Source organism: Kitasatospora sp. NPDC101155 (assembly GCF_044768305.1).
Taxonomy (GTDB): Bacteria; Actinomycetota; Actinomycetes; order Streptomycetales; family Streptomycetaceae; genus Kitasatospora.
In genome coordinates this window covers 178,882-197,620 of the sequence record NZ_JBIWPN010000006.1, presented here as the reverse complement: position 1 = coordinate 197,620, position 18,739 = coordinate 178,882, and the positions used below count along the sequence as shown (strand labels likewise).

The following is an 18,739-nucleotide window of genomic DNA, read 5'->3' as shown; positions in this document are numbered from 1 at the left end:
CCATGTCCGAAAAAAATCGCCTGCAGAACCAGCGAACAAAGGCTTTGCAGGGAATGCCAGTTTTCGACTGCCATCCTCGCCCCCGCGACCGACGCGCTCGCCGCCGGCCGGCTGCGCTCGTCACGGCCGCAGCCAAAACCCCCAGGGCGTACCGAAGTTGTCCCACCCGCCCTCGACCAGCCGCTCATCGACAGCGAGTTCCGCAGGAGCATCACGGCGATCCCGGCGACCGGCGCGACCGGCGCGACCGGCAAGGCCGACCGGAACGTCGTCCGGCGACTCGTCGAGGCAGGCGAGGAGTGCGTGCGCCGACAAAATGATTCGCACGCTCGCTCACAGCCACGCTTCCCATTCGGTGGCATCCGGAGCGAACGCCAGGAGGGCGGCAATCCGGGGGCAACCGAAAATCAGACAGGTCCGGCATGCCGTGCGTGCCGGACCCGTCCGCACCATCGGGCAGGACGACCCTGCGGCCTCCGAGCCGCGAGCTCAGCGAACCACCGAGCCGTCCGCTCGGACGTCAGGAGGTGCGCTGGAGCGTGATCTTGTTGACCCCGTTGACGGTCAAGCAGGCGAGACCACTGTTGTCGAGGTAGCTCTTCTCGATGGTCCAGCCCGCCGGAATCGGGCTGTCGGCACAGGCGGTCACCTGGGTGCCGACCGGGAGGCCGTCGACCTTCTCGATCACCCGCACGCCGCCGGGGAACATCATCCAGCACCCCGGCTCCCTCCACCCAAGGTCGACGTACCCGGCCGGCGTCGGGTAACCGGCGCACACCGTCGTGGTGCTACCCGGGGCCGCGGTGTCGGCCTGGGCAGGGGCAACGGACAGGACGGCGGTGGCGGCGGCGAAGCCCAGGGCTATGCCGACGCGGGTGACGCGCTTCATGGTTGCGAAACTCCCCTTCAATACAACATTGATATGTACATGGATCTTTATAGCTCGCGACAGAGCCGGCCCGACAGTGCCTTTTCGGGCACCAGGCGACGCGCCATGTCCGAAAAAAATCGCTTGCAGAACCAACGCACAGGGCTTTGCAGGGAATGCCACTTCCCGATCCCACAACCCCGAATCATTACGCCCTCGATCAACCGGAATTACTGCCGGTTCACGCCTCGCAGTTTCCTTCCCCGACTGACCCCCCTCCCCGCGGACCACAGCACGAAGGCCGGTGCGGATCGCTCCGCACCGGCCTCCAACTGACCATCAAGCCTTACTCGTTCGGCACCGTCGCGTACTTCGCGGTGCCCTCGGCCATCTGCTTCAGGGCGTCCTTGCGGTCCCGCTTCGACAGCTTGTCGATGTAGAGGGTGCCGTACAGGTGGTCGGTCTCGTGCTGCAGGCAGCGGGCGAAGAAGCCGGTGCCCTCGACGCGGATCGGCGTGCCGTCCTTGTCGACGCCGGTCACGGCCGCGTAGTCCGGGCGCGGCAGTTCGGCGTAGGCGGTCGGGACGGACAGGCAGCCCTCGTTGCCGTCGTCGAGCACCCGGCGGCGGTCGGCCGGGTACTCCTCCAGCGTCGGGTTGATCACGTGGCCGATGTGGCGCACGCCCTCGTCGTCCGGGCAGTCGTAGACGAAGACCTTGAGGTCCACGCCGATCTGGTTGGCCGCGAGGCCCACGCCCTCGGCGGCGTACATCGACTGGAACATGTCGTCGATCAGCGCGGACAGTTCGCCGTCGAAGGCGGTGACGTCCTTGACCTCGCGGTGCAGCACCGGGTTGCCCACGACGGTGATCGGACGCGCGGTGCCCTTGGTGAGGTCGGGCTCCTCACCGATCACCTTGGCCGGCGCCTCGGGCGCCGCCCCCTCCACGTCGTGCTCGTGCTCGTGGTCGTGCTGCTCCGCCATGTCTTCCGCTTCCATAGGTCTACGCGTACCTCACCAGGGTACTCAGCACACTTCTTCGAGATCCCGGTAAGCCCGGGTTCCCGGGGCGGCCGCGACCCAGCGGTCCAGCAGTGCGCGGACCAGGTTCGCCGGGGCGGCGATCCCGCACTCGCGCTCGACCAGCCAGGACATCCCGGCGGCGCCGCCCTGGCTGAGGTGGCTGAGGTGGCCGGGGTGGGCGGCGTCGCCGTCGTCGTGCGGGTCGTGGTGGGCGACGATGCCGTCGTCGGAGGCCATCCGGCTCTCCGAGCAGGCCCGGCACAGCAGCCGCACCGAGGAGGTCCAGTCCTCGGCGGCGTAGCCGGCCTCGGCGACCAGCCGCTCCAGGGCGTCCCGGTCACCGGACGTGGCGGCCTGCAGCAGCACCACGTAGGTCGGCACCGGGGAGGGCGCCCACAGCTCGATCTCGTCGAACACCGGGTAGGCGACGCCGTCGGTGACCCGCTCGCCGTGCGGGGCGCCGTCGTGCAGCACCACCTCGCCCCAGCGGCGGCCGGAGGAGGGCAGCGGGATGGACAGCACCTCGATCCGGGCCGGGTCCAGGCGCCGGCCCCACACCACCTCGGACTCGCCCTCCGGGGACAGCCGCACCGGGGTGGTGCCGAGGTCCAGGCTGACCGGGCCGTCCCCGCCGGGGCCGCCGGGCAGCTTGAGCCCGTACGCCTGCCAGGCGCGGCGGGCCAGCGGCCAGTCCTGCAGGGCGGTGGCGGTGATGCCGAGGTTCCACCAGTCGGGGGCGCCGTGCTCGCGGTCCAGCAGGGCGACGGCGCGCAGGCCGGCCGAGCGGGCCTGCTCCCAGTCCCGGCGGAACTTGTGCAGCAGGGCGAGGTTGAACCAGGAGTCGGACAGCCAGGGCTCCAGGTCGGCGGCCATCACCAGCAGGGCGCCGGCGTCCTCGTAGCGGCCGTCGCCGATCAGCGTGAAGGCCCGATCGGTCGTCTGCCGCCAGGTGGCGGACGGCCGGTGCCGTGCCCGGTGGAAGATCCTCACGTTCGTCCCTGCCGTCGTCGTCCGCTCAAGTCCCGTGACCGACGGGCCCGTCCCGTCCTCGACGGGGTCCGGGTCCCGGTGCCCCGGGTCGGTGTTCCACGCTACGACCGCATCCAACCACGCTCGCCCCCGCCCGCGCTCCCCACCGCCGAGGTTGGGGCCCGCCCCTCCCCAGCCTGCCCGCCGGAGCGCGCCTCCTCAACCCCTGGACGCACGGGCCCGACCCGAGGCCGAGCGGGCCTCGATCCACCGACGGGACGGTCGCGGACGGGACGGGCTCAGCCGCGCGCCTGCCCGCCGACCCGGACCAGGGCGTCCACCACCCGGGCGTCGTAGAGCCGGCCGCGGCCCAGCCGCAGCACCTCCAGCGCCTCCAGCCGCCCCACCGCCTCGCCGACGCCCCGGCCGCGGGCCGTGGTCAGCAGGTCGTCGTGGGCGTTGGCGACCCGGATGATCCGGGCCGCCAGCGGCGCCGGGCCCTCGCCGCCGACCGGCCCTGCGCAGGGATCCGCCAGCCGGGCGACCTGCTCGGCGACCTGCCGGGGCACCCCGGTGCGGCTGATCACCTCGCTGCCGAGGCGGGCGATGCGCTGCTGCTCGTCGCAGGGCAGCAGCGCGGTGGCGCCGTCCGGTACGGGCTCGACCAGGGACAGCTGACCGACGTCGTGCATCAGCGCCGCGTACTCCAGCAGGGCGAGCTCCCGGGTGCCCAGCCCCAGCTCGCGGCCGAGCGCGCACGCCGTGTCCGCGACCCGGCGCGCGTGCCCGTGCGGGGTGTAGCCGGCCACCTCGGTGGCCCGGGCCAGGCTCGCGATGGTCTGCCCGGTGGTGGCCCGCACCGCGGCGGCCCGCCGGAAGGACACCTGGGCGAGCAGCAGCGAGGTGCAGAACAGCGGCAGCGCCCACAGCCCCACCTCGCCGGCCGCGAGGCTGACCAGCATCCCGGTGGCGACGATCGCCGAGCCGATCCCGAACAGCGAGCGCAGCTCGTCCTCCAGCGCCGCCGGGAGCCGCAGCCCGCTCTCGGGGCCGGCCGAGTCGCAGCGCAGCAGGGCCGCCAGGGTGGCGTCGCAGAGCGCGGCCAACGCGGCGACCGTGGTCAGGAACGCCCCGTAGGCCGGGCCCTCGGGCGAGAAGCGGTCGACCAGGCCGCCGTTGTACAGCGGCTGGAAGACGGCGGCGGCGAAGCCGACCGCGAGCAGTCGGCGGGCGGCGCCGTCCCGGCGGGCCGGGTCGGCCCAGGCCGGGCGCCGGTGCGGGCGCTCGGGGCGGTGCGGCAGGGCGAGGCCGGGCAGCCAGGCCAGCAGCAGGCCGGCCCCGGTCACGGCGACCACCTGGAGCGTGCCGTGTGCGGTGGGCACTCCGCGCAGCGGCCCGAGCAAGGCGTACGCCAGCGCGCCGGCCGCGCCGATGGGCGCCTGCTCGCGATCACCCGGAAGGGTGATCCGGACGCACTCGCCGAGCGCGATCAGCGCGGCGAACGCCAGCGCGACCCCCGGCTCCGCGACCCCGCGCAGCGCGACCGCGCCGAGCGCGAGCGCCAGCAGCACGGCGGCGGCCGTGTGCACCGCGCGGGCGGTGCGTCCGCGGGCCGCACGGCCGGGCGTCGCCCGACCGAGCCCCTTACGGCCGAGCCTCTTACGACCGGGCCCCGTACGGCCGAGCCCCTTACGACCGGAGCCGGCCCGACCGGGGCCCGTCACGGCTGCCCGACCGCGGGGACGGTCCGGCCCTGGGCGGGCACCCGGCCGGGCGCGGCCCGCACCGGCTCGGGCACCCCGAGCGGGATGTCCGGGACGGCCCGCACGCAGTCCTCGGAGTACACCACCGGCTGCCAGTCGTGCGCGGCCAGCGCGTCGATCAGGGCGCGCACCATCACCGGGTCGAACTGGCTGCCCGAGCAGCGCTCCAGCTCGGCCACCGCCTCGGTGACCGGGCGCCCGCGCCGGTAGGAGCGGGTGGAGGTCATCGAGTCGAAGGCGTCGGCGACCGAGATGATCCGGGCGAACTCGGGGATCTGCTCGCCGGCCAGCCCGCTGGGGTAGCCGCGCCCGTCCATCCGCTCGTGGTGGTGGAGGATCCCGGCGTGCGCCTCACCGAGGAAGTCGATCCCGCGCACCAGCTCGTACCCGTACACCGGGTGGACCTCCACGGCCCGGCGTTCGTCCTCGCTGAGGGGACCGTTTCTGCGCAGCAGCTCGGTGGCCACCCCCAGCTTGCCGATGTCGTGCAGGATCCCGGCGAAGCGCAGGGTGCGCAGTCGCTCGGCCTCCATGCCGAGCTGAGTGGCGATCAGCACCGAGGCCCGGCCGACCCGTTCGCTGTGCCCGCGGGTGTACGCGTCCTTGATCTCCACGGCCTGCACCAGCGACTGCACGGTGGCCTGGTGGGCGTCCCGCTCGCGCTGGCCCTGGGCGAACACCCAGGCGGAGATGGACAGCGGCAGCAGCGCCAGCAGCGCGGCGAACGCCCCGTACGGGCCCTGCCAGAGCACCGAGACCATCAGCCCGCCGGCCGCGTGCACCAGCACCGGCAGCCCGCACACCGAGCAGGCCCCGCGCAGCACCACCCCGGCCCCGCGGCCCTCGCTGAGCATCACCATCACCCCCACCACCACCCCGTTGACCAGGCAGAACGTGGCGACGGCGACGAAGCCGGGCACGAGCGCGGCCGGGAAGCGGGAGCCGAGCAGCAGCTGCGGGCCGTGCAGCAGGTGGAAGGCGACGGAGGAGGCGAAGGCGCACAGCGCGAGCTGCGCGCCGTTGAACAGCTGGCGCCGGCGACAGCCGGGCCCGGTCGGGCCGCCTAGCAGCGCGGCGGGGGCGGCGACCAGGGCGGCGGCGGCCGGTGGGAGCATCAGCACCCCGGCGAACAGCACCGGGAAGAAGGCGTTCACCCCGGGCCGGGCGGGGGCGCGCCTGGTGGGCGCGGGGCGGCGCAGCAACCGGCGCACCAGGAGGGAGCAGGGGGTGGGCAGTCCCTGGGCGAGTGACTCCCAGCAGCCGTGCAGGAAGGCCAGCAGTCCGACCTTGGGCCAGTCCACCGGGTGGCCGAGCCAGCGCGGCACCCCGGGGGTCACGGCCTGCGGCAGCAGCGGCAGCAGGCAGCACAGCGCCGCCACCGGGACGACCGCCAGGTAGCGCGCCGCCCCCTGCGGCAGGGTCGCGCCTCCACTGTCGGTAGCGATCTCGACCTCCCCGCCATCCGGGCCCGTGTTGCCTCAGCGCGCCGGGGGTACCGACGGTGAGTGTCCGTCAGGAGGATAGGCCGCCGTCCGGGCACGGGGACGCATGATCGCGCGATGACGCAGTTGGCGCACCGCCAACTCACTCGAACGAGTGACGGCGCATGCGGGCAGAACGGGAGCGGCCCCGGGAGCGCACGCTCCCGGGGCCGCTGAACTCCTTGCCCGAACCGCCGGGCCGCCCTCGTCGACGGGCCGGCGCACTACCGTGCCCGGTCGGCGGCCGTGTGGCCGCGCGCCGACCGGCCGCTCACTCCGCCGGGGCGCCGGCCTCGACCGGCGCACCGGGGCGCACGGCCGGCTCCTCGGCCGCGCCCTCCCCCGCCTGGGCCTTCGTCATGGTCGGTGCCGGGCGGGCGGACTCGGCGTGCACCTCGACCGAGGTCTCCGCGGCGACCACCACCGGCTCTCCCGAGCGCTGCCCGGCCCGGATCGAGTCGATCCTCGCCAGCACCTTGCCGCGCAGGTCGGTCGGGGTGTCGTCGCAGCCGCAGGAACGCTTGATCAGCGCCTTGATCGCCTGCTCCAGCCCGTACTGCTTCAGGCACGGCGAGCACTCCTCGAAGTGCACGCGCAGCTTGGCGCAATCACCCTCGGCCATCTCGTTGTCGAGGAATTCATAGAGGTGGTCGAGGACCTCGCCACACTCCGTTTCGTGCGGATCGCCGCAGCTCATGAGCCCGAGCCCTTCGCTTCCTGCCCTGCCCCGCTGCCGGCCGGGACCAGCCCGCGCTCACGGGCGTAATCCTCCAGCATGCCGCGCAGCTGCCGGCGGCCGCGGTGCAGCCGGGACATCACCGTACCGATGGGAGTACCCATGATGTCCGCGATCTCCTTGTACGCAAAGCCTTCTACGTCCGCGAGATAGACGGCGATCCGGAATTCCTCCGGGATGGCCTGGAGCGCGTCCTTCACATCGCTGTCGGGGAGGTGGTCGAGCGCCTGGGTCTCGGCCGAGCGCAGACCGGTCGACATGTGCGACTCGGCCCGGGCCAGCTGCCAGTCCTCGATCTCCTCCGCCGCGGTGCGCTGGGGCTCCCGCTGCTTCTTGCGGTACGAGTTGATGAACGTGTTGGTGAGGATGCGGTACAGCCAGGCCTTGAGGTTCGTGCCCTCACGGAACTGGTGGAAGGACGCGTACGCCTTGGCGAACGCCTCCTGGAGCAGGTCCTCCGCATCCGCCGGGTTGCGCGTCATGCGCAGCGCCGCCGAGTACATCGGATCCAGGTAGCCCAGGGCGTCGCGCTCGAAGCGCTCCCGCCGGGCCTCCTCGGTCTCCTCCGCCGACACCCGGAAGGTGTCCTCGCCGATCGCCTCGGCCAACTCCTCACCAATGAGCGCCTCGTCCGCAGGCAGGGCCTCGTCCGGGCCACGGCCCGGCTCGGCCTCGTGCTCGGTCCCGACGACCGGACCCACCTCCTCGGCATGACGGGAACGACCCACGGCGGGCCGCCCAGAAATGGAGGATATCGGGCTGACGGGCTTCTCGCCCGCGTCGAGCCACTCCGACCAGGAGGGGGCGAACGCCGTGGTGGCCTCGCGCTCCTCAGGCCGTTCGGGGCACGCGATCGAACCCATCTGCCCTGCCTCTCACCGGTCACTCGTGCTGACGGACACGACAACCGCCCGGGCCCCGCCCGCATTCCCGCCCGCGCACACCATTCACTCGCACGAGTGATCGATCGCGAACTCCCTGCTCACGGCCCTCCCGGCGACGCCCCACTCACACCAGCCGCAGCACCCAGTCCCCCACCGCCGAGCAGATCAGCCCCAGCACCTCGTCCTCCCCGACCGGCGCCCGCTTGGGCACCGCGAACCCGTGACCGCCGTACGGCACCTCCACCAGCTCGTGCCCCCGCGGCAGCTCCGGGAACTCCGCCGGCCCGCCGAACGGATCCGCCGTCCCCTGCACCACCAGCGTCGGCAGCCCCGACGCCAGCAGCTCCTGCGCCCGGCTCTTCTCCGGCCGGCCCGGCGGGTGCAGCGGGAACGCCAGCGCCACCACCCCCACCGCCCCGGTCGACGCCCCTGTACGGCACGCCACCCGCGCCCCGGCGCTGCGCCCGCCGACCACCAGCGGCAGCCCCTGCCCGGCCAGCCGCTCCGCCACCGGCCGCCAGCCCAGGTCCAGGGTCTTCGGCGCCGGCCCCAGCTTCCGGCCCGCCACCCGCCACGGCTGCTCGACCAGCGCCACGGTGATCCCGCGCGGCGGCAGCCGCTCGGCCAGCGCCACCAGGTCCGGCGCCGCGGTCCCGCCGCCCGCGCCGTGCCCCAGCGCCAGCACGGCCCTCGGGGCGGCCGCCCGGTGGTAGGTGATCCGGGCCTCGCCGGCCCCGGTGGCAACGAGTTCGGAGGTGGTCATCTCGGCGGCTCCAGCCGGCTTGAATCCAAGGACGTGGATCCGGGACGCGAGTCCGGAAAACGTCAGAACAATGTGGTCTCGTACTCGGTCTCGGCCCACGGCTCCTTGAGCTCCGGGCCGTTGTTGCGGATGCTGCCGACCGCCGGGGACACCGGGGTGGCCAGCAGCGCGCCGGGCGGCGGGGGTATCAGCAGTCGGCGCAGGCGGTCCGGGTCGCTCAGCCGCGGGTCCAGCCACTCGCTCCAGGACTCCCGGTCGAGGAACAGCGGCATCCGCTCGTGGATCGGTGCCAGCGCATCCTCGGCGTCCGTGGTGACGATGGTGAACGTCACCAGCCAGGCCTGCGGATGCTGCGGCGGCACCGCCCGGTCGCGCCAGAACTCGTACAGCCCGGCCAGTGCCAGCGGGCCGCCGTCCGCCCGGGAGACGAAGAACGGCTTCTTGCGCGCCTTGCCCCGCTCGCCCGGCACCGTCTGCCACTCGTAGTAGCCGTCCACCGGCAGGATGCACCGCCGCGAGGCGAAGGCCTGCCGGTACGCCGGCTTCTCGTGCACCGTGTCCGACCGGGCGTTGATCATCTTCACCGCCGTCCCGGCGGAGTCCGACCACGGCGGCACCAGCCCCCAGCGCAGCGCCCGCAGCTGACGCAGCGGCTGCGGCCGCTGCTCGGACAGCCGCTCCAGCACCACGAACGCGCTGTTGGTCGGCGCCACGTTCCAGTTCGGGTCCAAGGTCTCCTCGGGATCCCAGTACTCCACGTCGAACAGCTCGACGATGTCCTCGGGCTTGCTGCTGGCTGCGAAGCGACCGCACATGCGGGCCAGCTTGCCATGCCGCCCCTTCTCACCCCTTCCTCATCCCCCGACCGGAACCGCCCGCTCCCGCCCACCCGTCCCCGCATGGGAGGCTGCCCCGAACGGCCCAACGCAGCGAACGGAGGCGAGACCCCCCGATGAACGCCAACGACCAGAACCTCGGCGCCCTGTGGGACCAGGTCACCGGCACCCAGGCCGCCCCGCCCGGCTGGCTCGTCCTGGCCACCGGCGCCGCCGCCCTGCTCACCGTCCTCGCCCGCCCGCTCTGGCACGTCGCCCGCAACGCCGTCACCATCGCCCACGAAGGCGGCCACGGCCTCGCCGCGCTCGCCACCGGCCGCAAACTCGCCGGCATCCGGCTGCACTCCGACACCTCCGGCCTCACCCTCTCCTACGGCCGCCCCACCGGCCCCGGCATGGTGCTCACCGCCGCCGCCGGCTACACCGCCCCCGCCCTGCTCGGCCTCGGCTGCGCCGCCCTGCTCGCCGCCGACCGGATCACCCTGCTGCTGTGGCTCGCCATCGCCCTGCTGCTGGCCCTGCTCATCCGCGTACGCAACGCCTTCGGCCTGTTCACCGTCCTGGTCGCCGGCGGCGCCTTCTTCCTGGTCTCCTGGTTCGGCAGCGCCCAGGTCCAGGCCGGCTTCGCCTACCTCGGCTGCTGGTTCCTGCTCATCGGCGCGGTGCGCCCCGTCCTGGAACTCCAGCACCAGCGCCGCATCGGCTGGGCCCGCGACTCCGACGCCGACCAACTCGCCCGGCTCACCCACGTACCCGCCCTCGCCTGGGTGACCGTCTTCCTGCTCGTCGCCCTCGCCTGCCTCGCCCTCGGCGCCGCCTGGCTGCTCCAGCCCCTGCACTGACCGCCACGCCCACCCGCCCGGCGCGCGGGCGGGCGGGCGGGTATCGCCATGCGGCCACCGACCGGGGTCGTTCCGGTACGGCGCCTAGACTGGCCTCCATGACCGAGACCCTGTGGCCCGCCCCCGTCGCCACCGCCCCCGTCGACGCCACCGTCACCATCCCCGGCTCCAAGTCGGTCACCAACCGGGCCCTGGTGCTGGCGGCACTCGCCGACGGACCCGGCTGGGTGCGCCGCCCGCTGCGCAGCCGCGACTCCCAGCTGATGGCCGACGGCCTGCGCGCCCTCGGGGTCACCATCGAGGAGAAGGTCAACAACGACTCCGGCGGCACCGGCGGCGGCGAGGCCTGGCGGGTCATCCCCGCCCCCGTCCTGCGCGGCCCCGCCAACGTCGACGTCGGCAACGCCGGCACCGTGATGCGCTTCCTGCCCCCGCTCGCCGCCCTCGCCGACGGCCCCGTCCACTTCGACGGCGACCCGCGCAGCCACGAGCGCCCCCAGCACGGCGTGATCAACGCCCTGCGCACGCTCGGCGCCCGCATCGAGGACGACGGCCGCGGCACCTTCCCGCTCACCGTCCACGGCACCGGCGGCCTCGACGGCGGCCCGGTCGAACTGGACGCCTCCTCCTCGTCCCAGTTCGTCTCCGCCCTGCTGCTCTCCGGCGCCCGCTACAACCACGGCGTCGAGGTCCGGCACGTCGGCGGCCCCGTCCCCTCCCTGCCGCACATCCGGATGACCGTCGAGATGCTGCGCCTGGCCGGCGTCCAGGTCGACGCCCCCGAGGACGGCGGCGAGAAGGACGTCTGGCGGGTCACCCCCGGCGCCCTGCTCGGCCGCGACCTGGTGGTCGAGCCCGACCTGTCCAACGCGGCGCCGTTCTTCGCCGCCGCCCTGGTCACCGGCGGCCGGGTCACCGTCCGCGACTGGCCCAAGCACACCACCCAGCCCGGCGACCAGCTGCGCGACCTCTACACCCGGATGGGTGGCGCCTGCGAGTTCACCGACGAGGGTCTGCAGTTCACCGGCACCGGCCGGATCCACGGCATCGAGGCCGACCTGCACGACGTCGGCGAGCTCACCCCGGTGATCGCCGCCGTCGCCGCCCTCGCCGACTCCGAGTCCCACCTGTACGGCATCGCCCACCTGCGCCTGCACGAGACCGACCGGCTCGCCGCGCTCGCCAAGGAGATCAACGACCTCGGCGGCGACGTCAGCGAGACCGAGGACGGCCTGCGGATCCGCCCGCGCCCGCTGCACGGCGGCGTCTTCCGCACCTACGAGGACCACCGCCTGGCCACCGCCGCCGCGGTGGTCGGCCTCGCCGTGCCCGGCGTCGAGGTGGAGAACGTGGCCACCACCGCCAAGACCCTGCCCGACTTCCCCAAGATGTGGTCGGAGCTGCTCGGCGGAGCGGCGGCGGACGCCTGAGCGGAGACTGAAGCCATGCGCCGCTACGGCAAGGACGCCGACGAGGACGACATCCGCAACCGCCCCGCCCGCCGGGGCTCCCGGCCGCGGACCCGGATCCGGCCCAAACACGAGGACGCAGCCGAGGCGATGGTGCTGACCGTCGACCGCGGCCGGCTCACCTGCCTGGTCGACCCGGGGACCAAGCAGGAGCGCCAGGTCGTCGCCATGAAGGCCCGCGAGCTGGGCCGCAAGGGCGTCGTCGTCGGCGACGTCGTCAACCTGGTCGGCGACCTCTCCGGGGACGCCGACACCCTCGCCCGGATCGTGCGGGTCGAGGAGCGCAGCTCCGTGCTGCGGCGCACCGCGGACGACGACGACCCGTACGAGCGGATCGTCGTCGCCAACGCCGAGCAGCTGGCCATCGTCACCGCCCTGGCCGACCCCGAGCCCCGCCCCCGGCTGATCGACCGCTGCCTGGTCGCCGCCTACGACGCGGGCATGGAACCGCTGCTGGTGCTCACCAAGTCCGACCTCGCCCCGGCCGCCCCGCTGCTGGAGTCCTACGCCCCGCTCGGCATCGCCTACGTCGTCACCCGCCGGGACGAACTGGAGACCACCGGCGCCGAGGCCGTCCGCGAGTACCTGCGCGGACGCTCCACGGTGTTCATCGGCCACTCCGGCGTCGGCAAGACCACCCTGGTCAACGCCCTCGTCCCGGACCGCCAGCGGCAGACCGGCCAGGTCAACGCCGTCACCGGCCGCGGCCGGCACACCACCGTCTCCGCCCTCGCGCTGCGGCTGCCCCCGCCGCCCGGTGCCAAGGAGGGCTCCAAGAAGGCGCTCAACTCCGGCTGGGTGATCGACACCCCCGGCTTCCGCTCCTTCGGCCTCTCGCACATCGACCCGGCCCGGGTCATCCACGCCTTCCCCGACCTGGAGCCCGGCACCGTCGACTGTCCGCGCGCGTGCAGCCACGACGAACCGGACTGCGCCCTGGACGCCTGGGTCACCGAGGGCCACGCCGAGGCCGCCCGGCTCTACTCGCTGCGCCGCCTGCTGGCCAGCAAGGAGTCCCGCGAGGGCGACTGAGGTCTCCCGCGGTCCGTGGGCCGTTCGAGGTGTCGGAGCGGGCCCGCCTGGCGATCATAGGAAAGTCGGGCCGGGCACGGTCCGTCCGTCGATCGACAGGAAGGGCACGCGATGGCATGGGCCCTGGTGGTCCTGGCCGGCCTGCTGGAGACCGGCTTCGCGATCAACCTCAAGCTCAGCGAGGGCTTCACCAAGCTCTGGCCCACCGTCAGCTTCTGCGTGTTCGCCCTCGGCAGCTTCGGCCTGCTCACCCTGTCCCTGAAGAGCCTGCCGGTCGGCCCCGCCTACGCGGTGTGGACGGGCATCGGCGCGGCCGGCACCGCGGTCTACGGCATGGTCTTCCTGGACGAGACCACCTCGGTGCTCAAGCTGGTCTCCATCTCCCTGGTGATCGCCGGCGTGATCGGCCTGCAGCTCAGCGGCACCGCCCGCTAGCCGGGAGGCGCCCGGTGGGAGGCATCCGGTGGGAAGCGTCCCGCTCCGCGAGCCCGGCTGTGCCGATCGGGGCGGGCTCGCTAGGGTTTCGGACATGGCCGACTACCACGACGATCTCCGACTCGCCCATGTCCTCGCCGACTCGGCCGACTCGGTCACCCTGGAGCGCTTCCGCGCCCTCGACCTGACGGTCGAGACCAAGCCGGACCTCACCCCCGTCAGCGACGCCGACAAGGCCGCCGAGGAACTCGTGCGCGGCGTGCTCCAGCTCGCCCGGCCGCGCGACGCGGTCCTCGGCGAGGAGTTCGGCCTGCAGGGCTCGGGCCCGCGCCGCTGGGTGATCGACCCGATCGACGGCACCAAGAACTACATCCGTGGCGTCCCGGTCTGGGCCACCCTGATCGCCCTGCTGGAGGACGGCCCGGACGGTGTCCAGCGCCCGGTGGTCGGCATCGTCTCCGCCCCGGCGCTGCAGCGCCGCTGGTGGGCCGCCAAGGGCCTGGGCGCCTTCGCCGGCCGCAGCCTGGCCAAGGCCTCCCGGATCCACGTCTCCGGGGTGTCCCGGATCGAGGACGCCTCCCTGTCCTACTCCTCCCTCACCGGCTGGGAGGACCGCGGCCGCCTCGACCCGTTCCTGGACCTCACCCGCGCCTGCTGGCGCACCCGCGCCTACGGTGACTTCTGGTCATACATGATGCTCGCCGAGGGCGCCGTGGACATCGCCGCCGAGCCCGAGCTGTCGCTGTGGGACATGGCCGCGCCCTGCATCGTGGTCGAGGAGGCCGGCGGCCGCTTCACCGGTCTGGACGGCATCCCCGGCCCCGGCGGCGCCGACGCCGTCGCCTCCAACGGCCTGCTGCACGAGGAGACCCTGCGGCGGCTGTCGGTCTGAGGGTTATTCGCCCACTCGCAGCTGCTCGCCCGCTCGCCTCCGGGGCGCTCTGATACTCGCCCGCTCGCCTCCGGGGCGCTCGGACCCGGTGCCGACGGTCGGCGCTCCCTCGCTCCTCCGTCGCTCCCTCGCTTCTCCCTTTCGGCACCGGCGCGCCCCTTCGGCTCGGGGCGGCTTCGGTTCGGAGGCGGGCACTTCGGCTCGGGCGGCAATGGTGCGGGCCCCTTGACCAGTTCGTGCTGGTCAAGGGGCCCGCCGCTTCAGCCGGTCCGGGCTACTGCTTGCGCAGCTCCCGCACCGCCGCCTCCAGCCGCTGCCCGTAGTCGGCGTCGGCCTTGCGGAAGTTGTCGACCGCCCGCTCCACGATGTCCTCGCGGTCGGCGGAGACCTTGGCGATGAAGCCCGCCAGGTTGGCGATCAGGCGCTGCCTCTCCTCCTCGGAGTACAGCCGGTACAGGTTGCCGGCCTGCACGAAGTCGTCGTCCTCGGCGTGCGCGGGCGTCGCGTGGTTGCCGGTGGGGCCGTCGACGACGGTGGCGGCCCACAGCGGGCGGCCGGTCTGCACCGGGCCGCCGAAGCTGTTCGGCTCGTAGTTCTTCTGGCGCCCGTGGCGGCCGTCGTACAGGTAGCCGTCGCGGCTGTTGGTGCGGGCCTCGGTGGCGTGCGGACGGTTCACCGGCAGGTGGTCGGCGTTGATGCCGACCCGGTAGCGGTGGGCGTCCGCGTAGGCGAACAGGCGGCCCTGGAGCATCTTGTCCGGGGACGGGCCGATGCCGGGCACGAAGTGCGCCGGGGAGAAGATCGACTGCTCGACCTCGGCGAAGACGTTCTCCGGGTTGCGGTTGAGCTCCAGTCGGCCGACCTCGATCAGCGGGTAGTCGGCGTGCGGCCAGACCTTGGTCAGGTCGAAGGGGTTGAAGCGGTAGCCGGCCGCGTCGGCCGCCGGCATGACCTGGACCTGCACCGTCCAGGTGGGGTACTCGCCGCGCTCGATCGACTCGCGCAGGTCGCGCTGGTGGCTGTCCGGGTCCTCGCCGGCGAGCTTGTTGGCCTCGTCCTGGGTGAGGTTGCGGATGCCCTGGTCGGTCTTGAAGTGGTACTTGACCCAGAAGTGCTCGCCGGCCTCGTTCTGCCACTGGAAGGTGTGCGAGCCGTAGCCGTTCATGTGCCGGTAGGTGGCCGGGATGCCGCGGTCGCCGAACAGCCAGGTCACCTGGTGGGTCGCCTCGGGCGACAGGCCCCAGAAGTCCCAGACGTTGTCGGCCTCCTGCGAGCCGGTGTACGGGTCGCGCTTCTGGGTGTGGATGAAGTCCGGGAACTTGATCGCGTCCTTGATGAAGAACACGGGGGTGTTGTTGCCGACGAGGTCGTAGTTGCCCTCCTCGGTGTAGAACTTCACCGCGAAGCCGCGCGGGTCGCGCACCGCGTCGGCCGAGCCGAGGTTGCCGGCCACGGTGGAGAAGCGCAGGAAGACCTCGGTCTGCTTGCCGACCTCGGACAGGAACGCCGCGCGGGTGTACTGCGAGACGTCGGCGGTCACCGTGAAGGTGCCGTACGCCGCGGCGCCGCGGGCGTGCACCACGCGCTCCGGGATCCGCTCGCGGTTGAAGTGCGCGAGCTTCTCGAACAGCAGCTGGTCCTGGATCAGGGCCGGGCCGCCGACGCCCGCGGTCTCGGTGTTCTGGTTGTCGGCGACGGGGGCACCCGCCTCCGTGGTGAGGGTCGGGCGCAGCTCGTCCTGCGTGGTCATAACGGGTGCCTCCGAGGGATCCGGTCGTGATGACACGATCCTAACCTGGACTTTGTCTAAGTCAACACTGGAACCAAACTCAGAGCGTGACTTACTCTGGTGCCATGAGTGACCTGCTGGAGAGACTGCGCGGACACGGCTGGCGGCTCACCTCGCAGCGCCGGGTGGTGGCCGAGGTCCTCGACGGCGAGCACGTCCACCTCACCGCGGACGAGGTGCACGCACGCGCCGCCGCCCACCTGCCCGAGATCAGCCGCGCCACCGTCTACAACACGCTCGGCGAACTCGTCGCCCTCGGCGAGGTGCTGGAGGTCGCCACCGACGGCCGCGCCAAGCGCTACGACCCCAACGCCCACCGCGCCCACCAGCACCTGATCTGCTCCGGCTGCGGCGCGATCCGCGACGTCCACCCGCACGGCGACCCGCTGGCCGACCTCCCCGCCGCCGAGCGCTTCGGCTTCACCGTCACCGCCGCCGAGGTCACCTACCGCGGCCTGTGCCCCGACTGCCGCCCCTGACCGGCGGCCGGCCGACGGCCCCGTTCGGGGCGACGGGCTACGCGCTGAGCTCCGCGTGCAACGCACCCAGCAGCCGCCCGGCCCGCTCGGCGACCTCGGCCGGCCCGTAGTCGATCGCCCGGCGGCACCAGTTCTCGGCCTGCACCGGCTCGCCCCGGCGCAGCGCCAGCAGCGCCAGGCGCAGCGCGGCGCGCCCGTGTCCGGCGTCGGCGGCCCGGGTGTACCAGAGCATCGCCTCCGCCTCGCTGTCCTGCCGGGCCAGCAGCAGCCCCAGGTTGAACGCGGCGCTGCGACTGCCCGCCTCGGCGGCCCGCCGGTACCAGCTCTCGGCGATCTCCAGCGCCCCGCGCTCGGCCGCCCGCACGCCCATCCGCACCTGCGCCCGCCGGTGCCCGGCGTCGGCCGCCACCGCGTACCAGTGCTCGGCCTCGGCGTCGGCGTCCCCGCGCCGGTCCAGCACCGAGGCCAGCCGGAACGCGCCCTCGGCCGAACCGCCGGCCGCCGCCTGCCGGTAGCGCTCCAGCGCGCCGGGCAGGTTGCCGCGCTGCTCCTGGGCGACCGCCAGCTGCAGGGCCGCCTCGCCGTGACCCTCGGCGGCAGCCCGCGCGTACCACTCCTGGGCCTGGCGGTGCTGGCCGCGCCCGGCGTGCAGCACGCCGAGGTTGAAGGCGCCGTCGACGCTGCCGGCCTCGGCGGCCTTGGAGAACCACGGCTCGGCGCCGGACTCGTCGCCGCGCTGGAGCAGCACCACGGCCAGCGCGTTGCAGGCCTCCCGGTGCCCGGCGTACGCGGCCCGGCGGTACCACTGCTCGGCCTGCTGCTCGCGGCCGGTGCCGGCGCAGAGCAGGCCGAGGTTGAAGGCGCCGTTCTGGTCACCCGCGTCGAGGGCGGTGCGGTACCAGTGCTCGGCCTGCTCGGCCTCGCCGCGGCTGGCGTGCAGGGCGCCCAGCGCGTTGGCGGCGTTGCCGTCACCGGCCTCGGCGGCCTCCCGCCACCACTCGGCGGCGGCGACGACCTCCCCGGAGTCTCGCAGCAGGAAGCCGAGCGCGCAGGCGGCGCGCGGCTCGCCGTTCTGGGCGGACTGGCGGTACCAGCGGGCCGCCTCGTCCAGCAGCGACTGGTCGGTGCCGGCGCGCTCCTCCAGCAGCACGCCCAGGCGCAGCGCGGCGCGGGGGTGGCTGCGGGCGGCGGCGGTGCGGTACCAGGCCTCGGCGGTGTCCTTGTCCCCGGCGGCCTCGCGCATCCGGGCCAGCCGGTAGGCGGCCTCGCGGTGCCCGGCGTCGGCGGAGACCTTGAACCAGCGCTCGGCCCGCACGTCGCGCCGGTGCTCCATCAGGTCGCCCAGCGCGTAGGCGCCGAGCGGGTGGCCGTGGTCGGCGGCGAAGTGCAGCCAGTACTCGGCGGCCTCCTCCTCGCCCTGGTCGCGCAGCTGGAGCCCGAGCGCGTGCGCGGCCGGGGCGCTGCCCGAGACGGCGGCCTGGCGCCACCACTGAGCGGCCTCGGCGCGGTGGCCCTGCTGGTGCAGCAGCACGCCGAGGTTGTTGGCGGCGGCGCGCAGCCCGGCGGCCGCGGCGGCGCGTAGGTAGGGCTCGGCGTCCTCCAGGTCGCCGCGGCGCAGCAGCAGGGTGCCGAGCCGGCAGGCGGCGTCCGGGTCGCCGTCGTCGGCGGCCTGCCGGTGGCGGGCCTCCAGGGCGGCGCACTCGCGGGCGGCCAGCGCGGTCTCGAAGCTGGTCGGGTCCAGGCCGGCCGCATCCAGCGCGGCGCCGGCAGGCGCGTCCTCGCCACCGGCCGCGCCGTACGGGCCGACGGCCGCGGAGAACTGACGGGTGGACACGTGGACCAGGCTGTCCGGGCCGAAGCCGCCGACCGAGGGGCGTTCGGACAGTCCGCTGGTGCGCTGGGCGGGCAGGGCTCCCGGGCGACCGTCGGGGTTCTCGGCGCTCTCCGCCCAGGCGTCGGTGTCCGCCTCGACGGCCGCACCGGACCTGGTCCCTGACTTGCCGATCAGCCTCATGCCGACTCCCGCTCCCCCAGAGTGTCGCGGCATCGTGCCCCGGCCCGCGGCCGGAGGGACTCGCGGGAGAGGCGCCGGACCCGACGGCCAGTCAGCAACCGTGCACCGTCCCCCATGTGTCCCATCGTCGCATCACCCGCTACCCGCGTACACCTGCCCCGGCCGAATTCAGGCGGGGCGAACCCGAAGCCGACGAAATTGCTTCGGCGCTTTGTCGATTTCCCGACACTTCCACCCCACAAACCCCAATGCCGTCCCCGTTGGCGACGGTCGATAGTACCGGAGCGGTTCCCCCCGCTTGGGGAGGGAAACGTCCGCGCCCGAAAACGCGAAGGGCCCGGAGGAAGAATCCTCCGGGCCCTTCGGCTACTGAGTAGCGGGGACAGGATTTGAACCTGCGACCTCTGGGTTATGAGCCCAGCGAGCTACCGAGCTGCTCCACCCCGCGTCGGTGGTTAAACCA

17 protein-coding genes and 1 tRNA gene are annotated in these 18,739 nt (G+C 73.6%); 6 read left to right on the top strand and 12 right to left on the bottom strand.

All coding sequences use genetic code 11. The features are described from left to right. Positions 1 to 520 precede the first annotated feature (520 nt). The 9 genes from ACIRYZ_RS11715 to ACIRYZ_RS11675 all read right to left on the bottom strand — a co-directional run bounded on the left by ACIRYZ_RS11715 (position 521) and on the right by ACIRYZ_RS11675 (position 9,303). Positions 521 to 889, bottom strand: a complete 369-nt coding sequence (locus tag ACIRYZ_RS11715; protein WP_402942339.1) for a hypothetical protein — start codon at positions 887 to 889, stop codon at positions 521 to 523. Positions 890 to 1,214: 325 nt separating this feature from the next. Then, positions 1,215 to 1,868: a peptide deformylase gene (def, locus tag ACIRYZ_RS11710; protein ID WP_402942337.1), complete on the bottom strand. Its 654-nt coding sequence runs from the start codon at positions 1,866 to 1,868 to the stop codon at positions 1,215 to 1,217. A gap of 27 nt (positions 1,869 to 1,895) precedes the next feature. Then, positions 1,896 to 2,882 (bottom strand): tetratricopeptide repeat protein, encoded by a 987-nt coding sequence (locus ACIRYZ_RS11705; RefSeq protein ID WP_402942335.1) that lies wholly within the window; start codon positions 2,880 to 2,882, stop codon positions 1,896 to 1,898. Between the two features lie 278 nt (positions 2,883 to 3,160). Beyond that, a complete protein-coding gene (locus tag ACIRYZ_RS11700) occupies positions 3,161 to 4,450 on the bottom strand; it encodes an HD-GYP domain-containing protein (protein ID WP_402942333.1) in 1,290 nt (429 codons plus the stop codon). A gap of 131 nt (positions 4,451 to 4,581) precedes the next feature. Continuing rightward, entirely contained in the window at positions 4,582 to 6,003 is a 1,422-nt protein-coding gene (locus tag ACIRYZ_RS11695; protein ID WP_402942331.1) for an HD-GYP domain-containing protein, read from the bottom strand. Positions 6,004 to 6,376: 373 nt separating this feature from the next. Further along, positions 6,377 to 6,802 carry a mycothiol system anti-sigma-R factor gene (gene rsrA / locus ACIRYZ_RS11690; RefSeq protein ID WP_393024936.1) on the bottom strand — a complete coding sequence of 142 codons (426 nt, stop codon included), beginning with the start codon at positions 6,800 to 6,802 and terminating at the stop codon, positions 6,377 to 6,379. Beyond that, positions 6,799 to 7,704: a sigma-70 family RNA polymerase sigma factor gene (locus ACIRYZ_RS11685; protein ID WP_402942329.1), complete on the bottom strand. Its 906-nt coding sequence runs from the start codon at positions 7,702 to 7,704 to the stop codon at positions 6,799 to 6,801. Before ACIRYZ_RS11685 ends, rsrA begins: the two co-directional genes overlap by 4 nt. A gap of 145 nt (positions 7,705 to 7,849) precedes the next feature. Then, positions 7,850 to 8,488 carry an alpha/beta family hydrolase gene (locus ACIRYZ_RS11680; RefSeq protein ID WP_402942327.1) on the bottom strand — a complete coding sequence of 213 codons (639 nt, stop codon included), beginning with the start codon at positions 8,486 to 8,488 and terminating at the stop codon, positions 7,850 to 7,852. 62 nt (positions 8,489 to 8,550) lie between these two features. Then, a complete protein-coding gene (locus ACIRYZ_RS11675) occupies positions 8,551 to 9,303 on the bottom strand; it encodes an SOS response-associated peptidase (RefSeq protein WP_402942325.1) in 753 nt (250 codons plus the stop codon). Between the two features lie 137 nt (positions 9,304 to 9,440). Here ACIRYZ_RS11675 and ACIRYZ_RS11670 point away from each other — a divergent pair, with 137 nt between their 5' ends. The 5 genes from ACIRYZ_RS11670 (at position 9,441) to hisN (ending at position 13,994) form a co-directional block, all read left to right on the top strand. Beyond that, entirely contained in the window at positions 9,441 to 10,166 is a 726-nt protein-coding gene (locus tag ACIRYZ_RS11670; protein WP_387628947.1) for a M50 family metallopeptidase, read from the top strand. Positions 10,167 to 10,264: 98 nt separating this feature from the next. Then, the gene (gene aroA / locus ACIRYZ_RS11665; protein ID WP_402942323.1) at positions 10,265 to 11,596 is read left to right on the top strand and encodes a 3-phosphoshikimate 1-carboxyvinyltransferase; all 1,332 of its coding nucleotides are present in this window, start codon (positions 10,265 to 10,267) and stop codon (positions 11,594 to 11,596) included. 15 nt (positions 11,597 to 11,611) lie between these two features. Continuing rightward, positions 11,612 to 12,667, top strand: a complete 1,056-nt coding sequence (rsgA, locus tag ACIRYZ_RS11660; RefSeq protein ID WP_402942321.1) for a ribosome small subunit-dependent GTPase A — start codon at positions 11,612 to 11,614, stop codon at positions 12,665 to 12,667. Between the two features lie 111 nt (positions 12,668 to 12,778). Further along, a complete protein-coding gene (locus ACIRYZ_RS11655) occupies positions 12,779 to 13,102 on the top strand; it encodes a DMT family transporter (RefSeq protein WP_402942319.1) in 324 nt (107 codons plus the stop codon). Positions 13,103 to 13,196: 94 nt separating this feature from the next. Continuing rightward, on the top strand, positions 13,197 to 13,994 hold the full coding sequence (gene hisN / locus ACIRYZ_RS11650) for a histidinol-phosphatase (protein WP_402942317.1): 798 nt from the start codon (positions 13,197 to 13,199) through the stop codon (positions 13,992 to 13,994). 274 nt (positions 13,995 to 14,268) lie between these two features. On the opposite strand, the gene ACIRYZ_RS11645 is transcribed toward hisN, so the two are convergent. Continuing rightward, positions 14,269 to 15,744 carry a catalase gene (locus ACIRYZ_RS11645; RefSeq protein ID WP_402942316.1) on the bottom strand — a complete coding sequence of 492 codons (1,476 nt, stop codon included), beginning with the start codon at positions 15,742 to 15,744 and terminating at the stop codon, positions 14,269 to 14,271. 104 nt (positions 15,745 to 15,848) lie between these two features. Between ACIRYZ_RS11645 and ACIRYZ_RS11640 the strand changes: the two genes are divergently transcribed. Continuing rightward, entirely contained in the window at positions 15,849 to 16,262 is a 414-nt protein-coding gene (locus ACIRYZ_RS11640; RefSeq protein WP_402942314.1) for a Fur family transcriptional regulator, read from the top strand. Positions 16,263 to 16,299: 37 nt separating this feature from the next. On the opposite strand, the gene ACIRYZ_RS11635 is transcribed toward ACIRYZ_RS11640, so the two are convergent. Together ACIRYZ_RS11635 and ACIRYZ_RS11630 are read right to left on the bottom strand one after the other, a co-directional pair. After that, on the bottom strand, positions 16,300 to 18,276 hold the full coding sequence (locus ACIRYZ_RS11635; protein ID WP_402942312.1) for a tetratricopeptide repeat protein: 1,977 nt from the start codon (positions 18,274 to 18,276) through the stop codon (positions 16,300 to 16,302). A 374-nt stretch (positions 18,277 to 18,650) separates the two neighbouring features. After that, a tRNA-Met gene (locus ACIRYZ_RS11630) sits at positions 18,651 to 18,724 on the bottom strand. Positions 18,725 to 18,739: the final 15 nt, after the last annotated feature.